Origin of the sequence: Bacillus sp. FJAT-27986, from assembly GCF_001685035.1 — a bacterium.
In the GTDB taxonomy this organism is placed as follows: domain Bacteria; phylum Bacillota; class Bacilli; order Bacillales; family Pradoshiaceae; genus Pradoshia.
Genome location: NZ_MAYV01000014.1, coordinates 1 through 14049 on the forward strand (window position 1 = coordinate 1; position 14049 = coordinate 14049).

The 14049-nt window shown below is 33.5% G+C and carries 9 protein-coding genes and 1 pseudogene; 4 read left to right on the forward strand and 6 right to left on the reverse strand.

Features of this window, described 5'->3' with window-relative positions:
* Positions 1 to 2136: SpaA isopeptide-forming pilin-related protein (locus A8L44_RS08715; protein ID WP_175354266.1), on the reverse strand; the 2136-nt coding region annotated here is incomplete at its 3' end.
* A 705-nt stretch (positions 2137 to 2841) separates the two neighbouring features.
* The gene (locus A8L44_RS08720; protein WP_066104364.1) at positions 2842 to 3597 is read right to left on the reverse strand and encodes an aminoglycoside adenylyltransferase domain-containing protein; all 756 of its coding nucleotides are present in this window, start codon (positions 3595 to 3597) and stop codon (positions 2842 to 2844) included.
* Between the two features lie 962 nt (positions 3598 to 4559).
* Here A8L44_RS08720 and A8L44_RS18500 point away from each other — a divergent pair.
* From A8L44_RS18500 to A8L44_RS08735, 4 genes and pseudogenes are all read left to right on the forward strand, one after another.
* Positions 4560 to 4864: pseudogene (locus tag A8L44_RS18500) on the forward strand (antibiotic biosynthesis monooxygenase family protein).
* On the forward strand, positions 4864 to 5232 hold the full coding sequence (locus tag A8L44_RS08725; protein WP_066104367.1) for a hypothetical protein: 369 nt from the start codon (positions 4864 to 4866) through the stop codon (positions 5230 to 5232). Before A8L44_RS18500 ends, A8L44_RS08725 begins: the two are co-directional and overlap by 1 nt.
* Positions 5233 to 5236: 4 nt before the next feature.
* A complete protein-coding gene (locus A8L44_RS08730; protein WP_066104370.1) occupies positions 5237 to 5890 on the forward strand; it encodes a cobalamin B12-binding domain-containing protein in 654 nt (217 codons plus the stop codon).
* Positions 5877 to 6638, forward strand: a complete 762-nt coding sequence (locus A8L44_RS08735) for an STAS domain-containing protein (protein WP_066104371.1) — start codon at positions 5877 to 5879, stop codon at positions 6636 to 6638. The genes A8L44_RS08730 and A8L44_RS08735 overlap by 14 nt, the downstream gene beginning before the upstream one ends.
* A gap of 733 nt (positions 6639 to 7371) precedes the next feature.
* On the opposite strand, the gene A8L44_RS08740 is transcribed toward A8L44_RS08735, so the two are convergent.
* From A8L44_RS08740 to A8L44_RS08755, 4 genes are all read right to left on the reverse strand, one after another.
* The gene (locus tag A8L44_RS08740) at positions 7372 to 8376 is read right to left on the reverse strand and encodes a DUF3427 domain-containing protein (protein ID WP_254654706.1); all 1005 of its coding nucleotides are present in this window, start codon (positions 8374 to 8376) and stop codon (positions 7372 to 7374) included.
* 347 nt (positions 8377 to 8723) lie between these two features.
* Entirely contained in the window at positions 8724 to 9902 is a 1179-nt protein-coding gene (locus A8L44_RS08745; RefSeq protein WP_066104376.1) for a hypothetical protein, read from the reverse strand.
* Between the two features lie 335 nt (positions 9903 to 10237).
* Positions 10238 to 12790 carry an SNF2-related protein gene (locus A8L44_RS08750; RefSeq protein WP_066104380.1) on the reverse strand — a complete coding sequence of 851 codons (2553 nt, stop codon included), beginning with the start codon at positions 12788 to 12790 and terminating at the stop codon, positions 10238 to 10240.
* Positions 12787 to 14046 carry a hypothetical protein gene (locus A8L44_RS08755; RefSeq protein WP_066104382.1) on the reverse strand — a complete coding sequence of 420 codons (1260 nt, stop codon included), beginning with the start codon at positions 14044 to 14046 and terminating at the stop codon, positions 12787 to 12789. Before A8L44_RS08755 ends, A8L44_RS08750 begins: the two co-directional genes overlap by 4 nt.
* Positions 14047 to 14049 lie beyond the last annotated feature (3 nt).

Sequence of the window (14049 nt, forward strand, 5' to 3'; positions counted from 1 at the left end):
ATCCAATCCGTCCACTTCCGCTGTCGCGGTGTTATCATACACTCCAGCCTTATAGTTCGCTGGAATTTGGTACTTCGCCGTGAACTCGATGTGGTCCCCATACGCGAGATCGAACTTGTCGCCCAACTTATACGTTTTGGTTTCCTCTCCATCGACATACGTCAATGTCAAGTCACCTTCCATTTCGAATACATCGGTCACGACAATATCTTTCAAGTCGGTGTTTCCTGTGTTTCTTACTACTATTTTGTAGGTGACGGTCTCACCTGCTTCCGCAGTCCATTCCTTTTTTTCGTTTACAGTTTTTTCAATTGAAAGACTTGGATTTTCCTTTGTGTTTTCAATTGTTTTTTCAACAAGTTGACCAGGTTGATCAATTTTTATGTTGTTTAGAACTACAGGATTTTCAGGTAACACATAACCATCTATGGTAGCTACCTCTGTCAACGTGTAGGTACCATATTCTAATTTATCAAAAGTAATAGTACCTTTTTCATCAGTTTCCATTGTAACAGAAAAGGATTTATCTTCTTCTTTTGTTAATTCAAATTTAACACCTGACAAAGTAACATTCTTATTAGTAGAATCAACTTTAGTAATTTTCAAACTACCTAAAGGTTTATACTTGTTTGTAAATGTAACCTTAGTAGTTTTACCTTTTGCTACAGTTATGTCAGCAACCTTATAATAACCAGCATAGGTGCCATCTACTTCTTTTGTAACAGTAGTGTCTTTATCATTAACACTCGCTGTTACTCCAATAAAATCATATCCTTCGTATTTACCGCTAGGATCAGCTTCATAGACAGTATAATTTCCAGCAGGTAATGATGTAATGAGCTCACTTGCCTCTTTCTGATCAGAAAGATCAAGGTTAACTGATTTCCCTATTATTTTACTTTCAGAGTTCACCACAATAAAATCGAAGGATTTGTAATCACTGGCAGAAACACCATCAACAATTTTGCTAAGGTCAATTTTACCCATAGTAACAATATTGCCTAAAGCAGCTGCAGAAATTTCAATATCTAAGCCTGATTTATCTGGACAAAGATTAGCACTCGTATTAGTCCACTGATACACTTTTTCAAATATATATTCCTCTTCTACCCCATCTGCATCAGCGTCTAAATAAAATGTAAATACAATATTATAATACTGTCTTTTATTAAATGTGCCCTCATAACGCCACTCAAAGCCATGTTCGTTATCTACTGGTGAAACATTTAATGGTGTTTCTTTTTTCATGGCATCAGCTTCAGTATTACCAACATAAATTTTAACAGCCTTGGCCATTTCTTCAGTTACTTTAATCTTAATAGTAATTGGTGTTCCGTCATCAAGAGAATACGTTACCGATCCAGCTGATCTTATATCAATATGGTTAAAAGTTGTTGACCCTTTACTTTCAGCTATAGTAGCTGCACTTTTTGATTCAGCTTCTAAAGAAATAGCTGTTTGTCCATCTTCTGATTGCTTAGCTATTTCAGTTTTTTCATTTTCTGCTTCTTGTTCTTCTTTATTTTGGTCTTCCGCTTGTTGGGCAGCTTGTTCTTCTGAGGATTCCTTATCGCTATCTTCAGTAGCTGTTTGTTCCTCTTCAGATGCTTCCGCACTATCTTCTGTACTTTCTTCAGAAGCTACTACTTCCTCCTCAGTTGTACCTTCTGATGTTTCTTCTGTTGCTTCTTCAGTTGTCACTTCGGGTTCTAGGGTTGTGACCTGAATCGCAGCAGCTTGAGCACCTCCATTCTGAGAAGTTAGTTGTGGAATGTAGTTATCTGCTTTATCAGCTGATACCTGCACTTTCACAACTTGATTGCTGTCTTCCTTCCAACTAAAATTTAAGGATTGAGTACCTTTATTACTGATATCGATATTGCCTTGGCCTTCGGTAATCTCCTTAATACTCAAACCAGATGGTACAGAAAACGTTAATGGACCAGAATCTTCTCCGCTGTCAGTAAGCGTGGCTGTCAGTATATCACCTTCAAGTACAGACGAATCGTTAAAGCTTAATCCAACTGTTGTACTGTCAGCACTAACATACTGAGCTACCGGAGTTAAAATCGTTTGCACAAGAAGAAAAAGCAACGTCAAAATTGAGAATACTCTTTTTCTCGTGCGTTTTTTCATGTAGTACCTACTCCGAGTCGATCTCATGATTCACACACCCTTATGAAGTTTTTGGAGCAGCTTTTAAAGCTATATTTAATTAATTTCGTAAAACATCTCCCTTCATTTATATTATTTACTAGAATAATATTAAAAAAATAATAAATATTCTAATAAACTAATTACACTACTATATTATCAATTTTTGAACAATTTAAACTAATGTAATTATTGACAATAGTTATATTAATATACAAATTAGAGATATAGGATTAAGCTAATGAAACATGCGGAAAACATAGTGTCGAAGAGCTAGTTAGGTGGTTATGTTTTTTTAAGTCTTGATGAAAATTTTACAAATTATTTACAAATATACTTGGCATATCAATCTCTTATAGATAGATTGCAAGTTTTAATTCATTACGGATTCCGTTATACATGCAGACAAATAAAAAAAGCCTTATTAAAGGCTTTTCAAAAAGAGCTATATATTTTTTATACTTCTTTAAAGCCTCATTTAAAAATACACAGTTATACTTTGTCTGCTGATAGATTTTTTAAATACACTGTTCTATGAATCGAGCTGACCCTGTATGATCATCCATCATCAGTACTTAAAAACTCTCCCAATTATAAGAACCAGCTTAACCATTATGAAAATTTCTAGCAGTTTACAACAAGTATGAGTCAGTTCTCTACAAACATTATAAGACAGCATTAATTAACTTACTGTGTCAACTTAGTATCAATGTACTCTCTAAATTCCTGCAGTTCCTTTTCCTCCGGCCTCGTGCCATCCATCACCTTTTGTACCGTTTCAGCTACCATTTTTGGCAGTGTATTAATTGCCCACTGACCTGCTTCTTGCTTAGAAGTAATGATTCCTGCTTTTACATACCAATACACTCTGACCATATTTAACACACAATACGTTGGATCTTTCTCTAAGTTAGCAAGACACTTACGATAATCTTCCATTACGGATGATAGATAATCACTTTGGGGAACTAGCGGAAAGACTTCTTCAATTGGTGGACCCTCAAGGCAAATCCCGCGTCTATGAAGAATCGTGATATGGGCAGCTAAATCTGGATCTTTTAAGTCTGCCTTATTAAGATAGTAGTCTGCCTCCTCTTCATACTTTTCTCTCCAATACTCACTGTAATGGAAATCATACGGACAAGGATGCTGCCAATTCCTTAGTTGGTCTTCGTTTAAAAAACTGACTTCAATCGGAAATGGTTTTCCGGAATTGGATAGAAAATAATTAACTAACTCTTTTTTAGCCTCAAAGGTTAGAGGATTTTCAGTCACTACGATGAGATCGATGTCACTGGACTGCGGACTAAATCCATCCATAGCTAATGAACCATGAACATAGAACCCTTTAAAATTATCTTGCAGACTTTCTTTTATTTGCTCCAAAACCTTATAGACATAATCTTTTATTTCGGTTGTGCTAGTTTCCCATGAATAAATCATACTTACACCCCTCAATGAATTATTTACTCTTACTCTATTTTTTGTAATCTTGCTCACACTATCACATTATCTGTGATCAAAAAGCGAGTTAGATCGCATTTACATGAAAATTTTTCCTTCCATACTTACACAATAGTATAAAAACAAATAAATATCCATTAAAGATTGGATAATGATGCCACAAAAAAACACAAACCGTCTATTACGGACACAAAAGTGCCAAACTATTTATGAATTAAATTGAAAAATCGATAGGAAGAGGTGGTGTTACGTTCATTCAGGTATCATTCTAGTAAACAAAAATGGAATTAACTTAATTAATATTTGATTTTACAAAATAGTTTGTCGGAGTGAACTTAAACTTTCGGATAAAATGCTAGATTGGATTCAAACATAAGATATAGAAGACATTATATTTATAAAAAATGGATGATTGAATTAGCTTTGAAGATGCATATGTTTCTTTTAATATTGCCATGTCTTTATTGAAAAAAAACACGTCCCTGCTAGTAACGACACAGGGTCATGCTCGATTCATCATCTAGCATTCAGCTTCATTCAGTTGCTCTAATGCCCTTATAGCTAAACTCGAGAATAGTATGCCGCTACCGGCAAGTCTTCATCTTTTAGCTTAATGGCCGGATGATGCCATTCTGTGCCCACCCACACAAAGAATCCCGCCTACACTACGTTTTTTTTCTTTTTGTCCCATTACATCCCTCCCCCTGTCAATGGACAGGAAGGATCAACTTTTGATAAGGTGAATATAAAACAAACCAAACCACCTGTAACAAATTTACAAGGTAAATCAACGAATTAACAAATTCTATCAATAGTTCATCATAATACGGACTCTTTTTTCTAAATTTTTTGCATTTATGAAAGTAATTGAATTTTATATAATTTTAGAAAAAATGTAGTGTCTAAATTAAAAATCTGTAAATTTAAAAGGAGTGTCTATTATCTATAGTGTATTTTCTACATTTAAGATACCAGGAGAAAAAGCGAGGAAGTTATAGATATTTATAGAAACCGTTCCCGGAAAGTCGATCAAGCTCCCGGATTCATTGATTTTTTCCTCTTACAGAATGAGAAACATCCTGATGAATTGACCGTTCAATTACTATTTGAAGAGAAAGAGGATTATCTTAACTGGGTAAGGAGCAGCCAATTCAAAGAGATTCACGAATTAGAAAAAAAGTATCCTGATCAAGAAATAGCACAGCTGATACCTTCAGTGACAAAATATAAGGTGGTCTGCAAGTAATGAATACAACTCTATTCATTGAGCAAGTGACAGAACGAATCTATACACTTGATCCCTCCTTACAGGATCGTTACGGGGAAAAAGGAAAAGACAAATGCCGGGCCGATAATAAACACCATCTTGATCATCTGCAAACGGCCTTTGAATTAGATAATGCAAAAGTATTTACGGATTATACACTCTGGTTAAATGGAATCCTGCAAAAATACGGAATGAAGACACAAACACTGTTGGGTAATTTCGTGATCATAAAAGAAGAGTTGGAGCATTTTTCTGACATGCCAGATATAAAGAAGAAAATGTACCTATCATTTTTAACAGATGCCATTGACATTCTTGAGTGCGAAAAAGCCAAAGAGGAGGCATAACTATATGCAATCGATTATCGATTTCACCAGCATCTTACTTTCTGGCAATTACAATAAAGCCTGGGATTATATTAAATCTCTTAAACATCTTTCAACTTTAGATATCTATGATCAACTCCTAACACCTGCCATGCGGCGAATTGGAGAATTATGGGAAAACAATGAGATTACAGTAGCCGATGAACATATAGCGACAGCCACCTGTGATTTTGTTTTATCCAGATTGGCGTTTGAGCACAATCTCGACGCAACACCTACTAAAATGAAAAAAGCAATGTTCCTTTGTTTAGAGGGAGAGCAACATTATATTGGTCTAAAAATGGCTGCTCAATTATTCGAGGAATATGGCTGGGAAACCAAATATTTCGGACCAAATCTTCCCCTTGAATATGCGCTACATACTGCCACCGAATGGGAACCTGATGTCATCGGACTTTCCGTGACCATTGTAACCCATTTACCAAAGTTGAAATCATATACAGACAGTTTCAAGGCATTACCTGTGCCCCCAAAAATCCTAATTGGCAGCAGATTGGGCAATAAATATGATTTAAAAACGTACTCGAGCGGAGATCCCATCATCGTAACGGATTTATCGGATATAGAGACGTGGCTAAAAGATTATTCTATAGGAGAGACAAAAAATGCAATGTATTGACACACCACTACCACTTCCCTATATAGTAGTAGACTATAACGGAAAAATTCTGCAATATAATTCCCTGTCATCTAATCTATTTAATTTGGACACCTTAGATATTTCAGGAATTATCTATGATGAAAGTATGAATAAGCTTGTCAAAGCAAGTTTATCGAATGAAAGTACGCAACAAATAGAAGTGAATGTTCATACGAAAGAGTCCTCGTTGGTCTTATTTGATGTATATCTGTCAGATGACTCAAACGGAAGAATGCATATTCTTTTTGTATCCAAGGAAAAGAGCAATCAATTATATCTTGATAAAATTATAGAATTGCAGGAAAGACTGGCACACACAGATTTTGAATTGCTCGAGCAAAAGGAAAAACTGGAAGACGTGCTTATGCGCTTAAACAAACTTTCCGGACCCTTTATCCCTCTGTCCAAAAAAATGTGCTATATCCCTTTATTCGGGGACATAACATCTGAAAAAATCAACTTGATATCCGAGCATGTCCTCCACTCAGTCTTTAATGGAGAGTATCAAAATATCCTGATAGATTTAACAGCTGTTGGTGAAGTACAAGATGATGGTATCAATAAATTAATCGACCTCATTCGCACGCTTCGATTTATGGCAGGAAGCAAGATCCAACTAATCGGCATTCAACCAAGACTGGCAAAAGTTCTCTCTACCTATGAACTTGAAAGTATCGTTGAATTCAAATCATCCCTGCAATATATCTTACAGAATGAATATGCATGATGATTAACAGCGTTTATTATAATCAGTCCTTCATGCCAATCTCCGGAAAAGTACTATGCCTCAAGTTGTGATCATACTGATAGGTCAGATTTTTGTCCTTTCAGTATGATGGATCAACATCTCTCCTGCCTACTTCATCCAAACAGATTATCTACATTGAAATGGATTGTTCCCAATCTAATTAGTTTGTATTTAACTTTTGTGCTTATTTGAGTAAAGATCCGTCCAGCAAGCAGTGATTTTCACAATATCGATTATGATCGACATAATATTTCTAGAGTTGAGCTATCAGTAAAAATGAGTTCCTTAACATGGGTTTGACCACTTTATTGTCGATTATATGATTTAAAAATATAATAATCATATAAATTTGGAATTATTTTCATCTGCACTCTTAGAAAGGAAGCAGTTTGAATGGATTTTATTGAAGATTTCTTATATGTAGAAATGATGGATTTAGAAACGTACAAAACCATTTATGATTTTATTGATCTCGATAACTTTCGCTATAGAATATGAGGGCAATCAATATATTATTAGAAAAATAAATAATAGCCACATTCAAACCGAAGATGAGGTTGCAACAGAGCATACGAAAGTTCATATATTAATTCTATCGTATAAAAAGAAGAGAAGCCAAAGAGACTTCTCTTTCTTCTACTCCCCAGAAACAAGATGTCTTTATTTATGCCGTCTATATTCTGCAAGTTATATATTTTTATTCTTTAATATTTTAGACTTTCACTTTAAATTGAATAGGCTGAAGCTCAACTTTTTGCTTAATATCTCCTTCTAAAACATAGAATTTTCCACTATTATGTTTTAAATCGTAATCATATATTCTAACCAATACATATGATTCAGGATGTTGTTCTGAAAAAGCCAGCTCATTTATTGTTAAATTGAAGGGTGTATACTCTCCTCCTACGGTTGTTTTTACTTCAATAAACTTCATACTACCATCTGGCATAAAACTCTGTATATCATATCCAGCTCCATCACCTTCAACAATTGAAGTATGAATGACCTTAGTAGCCAAATCATTACGACCTTGTGAGATTAAATATGATTTTTCATATTCTAATACAGCCAATTCACCTTTCAACCCGATGTTTTTATTTCTCGCAGTATTTTCCGCAAAATCTACATGTCGAGCTTTAAATTGATTTGTTTTAATTCCTATCCGCTCCCCCCTTTTTTTGGGTACCATAGCTTCAACTAACTTATCTTCACTTATAACTGTATCAACGACAGTCAAAGAAGGCTTTAAACCCATATTTTGCAAAACATCTTTTGATGGATTACTCCAATCAAGAAGCTGCCATTTAAAATATACCGGTGCTTCCCTTTCTATATCATGACTGATATATGCTAATTTCCCCAAATATCTAAACGGCTCCGACTTTTTGCTATTTTGATTTATTTTCTTGGTTCTTAAAAAAAGATAAATATTATTTTTTAAATGATTATGATTAATTAAGTTCTGAATTACTATATCACTGAACTTGTGCCTAGGCTGTGACTGCCACGTAAGTACCCCTTCTTCCGTAATTTCTTCCTCGAAATCATGTCCCGCTACGGATTGACCAAAAGTCACAAAAAACACATAATCCTTTTCTCTATTTGGGATTTTGACGATACCATGAATTCCCCATGTACCAGCCCCAGGCGTATAAGGACTTAACGGATCAAATATATCATGTACTTCTTCTCTATTATATTCCCCGTATAATTCCAATTTCCTTGTATCTGCCATTTATGAATCCCCCTTTTAAACTTGAACGTTCTTTATCTTCATTCTATCAATATAAATATACACAGACTATCAATACCATCAAAAGCGGCAAAAAATATTTACCAATAATATGGTAAATATTAGATTATATTAAAGAGAACTTAATGCATTCACATACATTGATGGTAAAACGGAATTATTTAAAATAATTGGTACCTCACTCCTGTGATTATTTGTCCTTTGAATAACTTGGTTCAAACTAATAACTTGTGGATGATTCTCGGAAATTATAGCTTCAATATATCTGTCTTATTCTCTTTTGTTCCTACCCATAAAAGGGTTATAGAATTTTAATCCAGAAGCGGATTATAGAAGTAACCCCCGTAACTAGTACACTTATCTAAATATATCAAACAACTTTCACAAACCCGTTTACCATCTGCTGTGCTAAAATTTGTTAGTCTATCACATTCAATACAACAACCATCGACTTCAGATATACCAACATTGAATAATTTTAAAAACACAGTCCTTTCATTAATAATATTTGCCATTCTACTCCTTATTTGCACGTCAAATTCCAGAAAGATGGACCCAGATATTATTTTATTGATTTTTATAGTCTCGCAGCTCATGTATGTTTCATTCATATTAATACTAGCTCTTGCAGTAAACATAGCCTGAATGATACCTTTCCTTCCTCCATCATCGTCTCGTCTGAAAACATCGACTGAATTAACATGAAGTTGAGAAACAGTATTTTTGAGAAAGGTCACCTCCGCCTCCCAATTACTCCCAAAAATATGCATTGTTTGAAATATTCTATCCATTAATATAGAGTTTAAATAGAATTTCTTCTTCAAATTGTCATGTGCTAATAATTCATCAACAGTTTCACAGGCAATAATCTCTAAGGAATCTAGCGCTTTTTTATATTTGATCGGCAATTCATCTTTATATTGTACATAGTCTTCCAGTTCTTTAGGATATTCATTTTTTCCCCTCCCCTTTTTATTACTAGACCTCTCAATAACTTCATCTATGGTTATTAAATCTTGGTTATCTGCAGCTACTATAGCTTCTATGTATCTTTTGTAGGGAAATTTAATACCATTATTCCTTGGCCTCGGGTAATTATATTCTTCTTGAATAGGGACCCAAAAAATTATGTATTTTAATTTTTCCATTGTTAATTCTAAACCATTTAATTTAACTCCATCTAAATTCAAAAGAAGCTTATCATTTGCACAAAGCCCATTTTGGAATACATCCAATATAAAATCTAATAATATATCAGGATTATTCCCTTCCTTATTTGCAATTCCATGTAAATATTTAACAATATCTATATGTGTAATACTACATCCATTATGCTTAATTAAATAATCATCCCCACCATATTTTCCAGGATAAAGCATAACCAATTCTTTATAAGAATATAATGGCCGGTATTGATTTGAATGCTTTTCTTCATTTTCTCTATATTTATTTAATTTACCAATTAACTCTTTCGCTTGTTTTAAATTCATGGCATATCTCCTCCATCTATAAATACTAATCCAGCCAGCATAACTTATTTCGTCACATTTTCACCTATATTAATAGGTGTGTACATATACTAAACTAATAATAAACAGGAAAAATTCATAGCTTATCAAATTACTTATAATGAAAGAATAAACAGCCCCTTAACTAATTGCTAAAGGGCTTGGATAATTTATTTATCTTTCATTTATATATTTAATTCTTTAAATACTATAATGACAGAATAGTTAATTGGGTCACCTCACCTTGGAAAATAGAAACAAAAAATCCTCTGTGCCATAATTCCTAGAGGATTCCCACTACATAAATAGCTGCTGTCCTACATTTTAAATAAATCCAATATTTCCTGATAATCTTCTGTAGGATCCGGCTCTAGAATACCCTTTTCAATTGCTTTCATCATTCTTTCTTCCTTTTCTTTCAATCGAATATATATTTTTTCATCGATAGTATTCCATCTATCTTCCTGGCCATTCAACATAAAATAATAATATTGTGTGTATTGACCCTCTGGAAGACCTAGACGGTGAATTCTATCTCTAGATTGCAGCATATGTGTTAAGTTGAATGAATACTCAAGATAAATAGCATCATGGCATGTCTTGTGCAATGAAACAGATTCTGCTAATGTGTGAGGATTAGTGATCAAAACATCTATCTTACCTGCCTTGAAATTAGCTATAATTGAATCTCGTTCTTCTTGAGGTGTGCTACCGTAAATGACTGCTGGATTCATTCCTTTTAATCTTAAATCTGTGTATGCCTTATCAATTGTGTTTACAAACATACACCAAATAATACTTTGTTTTCCCTCTTTATATAACTGCCTAGCTAAATCTATGGCAGCCTTATATTTTGTTGTAACGGAAACCTGCTTAATTATACTTACTTCCTCTTCCGTAAAAACGATAGTTTTGTCATTCACAAATGGTAACCATTTTTGTGATTCCTCTTCGCCATACATTTCTATAGCATCTATTGATTTTAATAACAATTCCGGATTTGATGCAGCTTGCATAAGCCTGATATAGAGATTAAAAGGATTATCCCCATATTTTAGGTACAGTAAATCAATGATTGCTTGTTCTTCAGAATTAGCATTAACTTGTATAATTTCATCTTCATTAGCAGGAGGAACATCTAACTCTTGCTTTGTTGTCCTCCAGAAAAACGGATACATTTTATCATTAATCTCTTCTACCTTTGATGGATTGGGATTTAATAAATCATTCGGTTTAAAATTAAAGAACATATTATATTCATCTGAATACAATATATTTAAGAAATTATAAATATCTTGATAATTATTTGGAATAGGGGTTCCTGTAAGAACATACTTATATCCGGCATTTACCGATACACGCTTAGCGGATTGAGCCCGCTTACTTTGAATACCCTTTATTTTATGTCCCTCATCAAATACAAGCATTGTCCTTTGATCAATGATATCCGACAACACTGATTCGTACTTTTGTAGTGACTCATAATTAATAAGAATTAGGTTTTTTTCTCCGCTATCCATTCGAATGTGAAAATGATTATGTTGCGTTTCGTGGATATCTAATACTTTTAACCTCTTTTTATCTCCAAAATTCTCTTCAAATTCAAGTTTCCAAGATAAAAATGAATTCTTCGGACCTATCATAACAATCTTGTCCACTTTATTGATTTCAGGCGAATTCAGATAAGCAAATACACCATATATCATAGAGGTCTTACCAGCCCCTGGAACAGAAAAGTTAGAAGCATTTTTCATCTGTTGCATATAAAATGCACTCCACATTTGTTTATCTCTCAACGTTCGTGATAATTCTTTAGTAACAATTTCTTTAAACTTTTTAAAACGCTCCAATACCTTTTCATCTTGACCTTTTAATAGAATTCCATATTTTGAACGTTCTTCTATAAAATAAGCTTTTTCTTCCAAATACTTTTCTAATCTACTACTTACGATGAATTTAAATTTTTTCCGTTGTGAATATTTATTAAAAATATCTATCACTTTTTTCATTTCTACATAGGTCAAATCATCCGAGAAGTCTGGATATCCAGGATAAAAATATGGAGCCATTCTTTGGGTTATAAAAAAATCTGTTGGTTTAATTACATACGATTCAAGATTATCAATAATTACTAATTTTTCGTCCTGTATGGTTAGAATTAGAGCGTCGGTAGTTAGTGTTTCCGTATCCAGAATAACTCTCCCCTTGTCATACTTTATAATTTCATTTTTGATTAATTCGTCAATTTCTTTAACATAGATGATATGATCGCTATGGTGAGCATTCCATAACCTCTCAAACTCATCTCTAGCCTTCAAAATTTTTTGTTGATCGAATGGAGAGGCAAGCCAAGTAGTTGTGATATCGAATGATTCAAAGTTATGACTTATTGCAGCCTGTGTTTCATTATTTGAACCGGTAAAATAGATAATTTCTCCCTCAAAGTCCTGACACAAACCAAATTTAGAATGAAATATTCCAGTTTTAGTGAAACCGATTTTGATATCAACATACCCATTCGCGATTAAGTTAGCCAAATTAAAAAAGTTAACTTGCTCAATTTTAGATAGAGGCAAATCAATTTGATTAATTAGGGATTCTTTTAATTCCCTTCTCAAAACATAACCTTCCTTGATAAGGTTAAAGTCCGACTCACTAATATCAATTGAAATAATCAAGCGCATATGACCATTATTATTTATTAAGCCTTCTAAGCCCTTGGCATATGATGCAAGGGCTTGAGAACTGAAATATCCACTGACTCTGTCATAAGAAACTGTGTTGGATAATACAGGGTTATAAAATTCCTTTGCAATATCTGAAGTAGTTGTATAGTAAGATGGCTGTAAAGTTAATTCCCTATAACTCACTCATCTACACCAAATTTTTTAATGATATCTCTAATACTTCCAATCGCTATATCGAAATCCTTTTTATCTTCTCCCTTCAGACATTTCACTTGATCCCTGTCAATGCGTTTTAAATCCATTAAGGCCTGATTTAATAACTCAATTGGTTTTTTGCGAGCTTCCTTAACTAAAGTATCTACTACCTTGTTATGGATAATTTCAGTACCTTTCTTACGTGCTGGTTCTAGCTTTCTCCCTATTTCTTTTACAGATTGGGTAGTAATAGTTTCTTCTTCTCGGAACTTCTCATATACTTCTTCAACAATATCCTCGTATTCTTCAAAGAATTCTTCTCGGTTTTGACTATGTATAACCGATTTGCCCATTTCACGTATATAACGAGTTAAATCAATTTTTTCATTCCGATTCGTAAAGATTGCTGTAAATAAAGCGTTACGGATGCGGAAATATTCTGATTGAATACCTATATCGTCATAGTTAGGATTATTCAATTCAACAAAATCCATTTTTTTGAAATCCTTGTTTAAAATAGATACTATTTCTTGCAATGGACCGTCTAAATTCATGTCTCTAGCAATAAAATATTGTTCTTTAGCATTCATAAAATCTAGAAATTGTACCATTAACACAGCTTTCTTAACTGCCATTTCAATCTCTTTTGGCTTTTTATTTGTAGAAATAGCATACTCCTTAATAGTAAACATCCTATTTTGAACAATATCCCTATATACATCTACCAAATAATCAATAGGATTATAATCTATTGGTCTCTCTTCCCCATGCTGTAAATTAAGCTCCAGAAGTTTTATATCTCTCTCGTCAATACCGTTATCAGTATCTAGAATAACCGCCTCAAAAAAGACATCCTCGCCCTCAGCTTTCAATTCTCTTAGGCATGTATAACGTCTATTACCATCAATTATTCTACCATCTTGAAGCACAACTCCAGGAAGACGCTGACCAAATCTTCTGATATTTTCCTTTGTATTATCAATTGCCTTAGAATTAGATTCACGGATAAAGTTATGCAACACATTATTGTATTGTTCTAACTGATTCTCAGTATCCCTATTCAGTATATTTCCATCGGCAATATATTTAGATATATATGTAGCTATCCGTCCATTTTTATCATTGTAATATAATAAGTTTATAGGAATTCGATAAACCGAATGATTTTTAGTCTCACCTTTAATCGTTAGCTTTCTTTTTCCATCCGTTTTCTTTACACCTTTACAATTCGTTATATTTTCCATCCA

Bases quoted from the DNA above. Each gene is read 5' to 3' on its own strand.
- A8L44_RS08720 (WP_066104364.1), bottom strand. From the start codon at position 3,597: ATGATTTATTCATGGGAAACTAGCACAACCGAAATAAAAGATTATGTC.
- A8L44_RS08725 (WP_066104367.1), top strand. From the start codon at position 4,864: ATGAATACAACTCTATTCATTGAGCAAGTGACAGAACGAATCTATACA.
- A8L44_RS08730 (WP_066104370.1), top strand. From the start codon at position 5,237: ATGCAATCGATTATCGATTTCACCAGCATCTTACTTTCTGGCAATTAC.
- A8L44_RS08735 (WP_066104371.1), top strand. From the start codon at position 5,877: ATGCAATGTATTGACACACCACTACCACTTCCCTATATAGTAGTAGAC.
- A8L44_RS08745 (WP_066104376.1), bottom strand. From the start codon at position 9,902: ATGAATTTAAAACAAGCGAAAGAGTTAATTGGTAAATTAAATAAATAT.
- A8L44_RS08755 (WP_066104382.1), bottom strand. From the start codon at position 14,046: ATGGAAAATATAACGAATTGTAAAGGTGTAAAGAAAACGGATGGAAAA.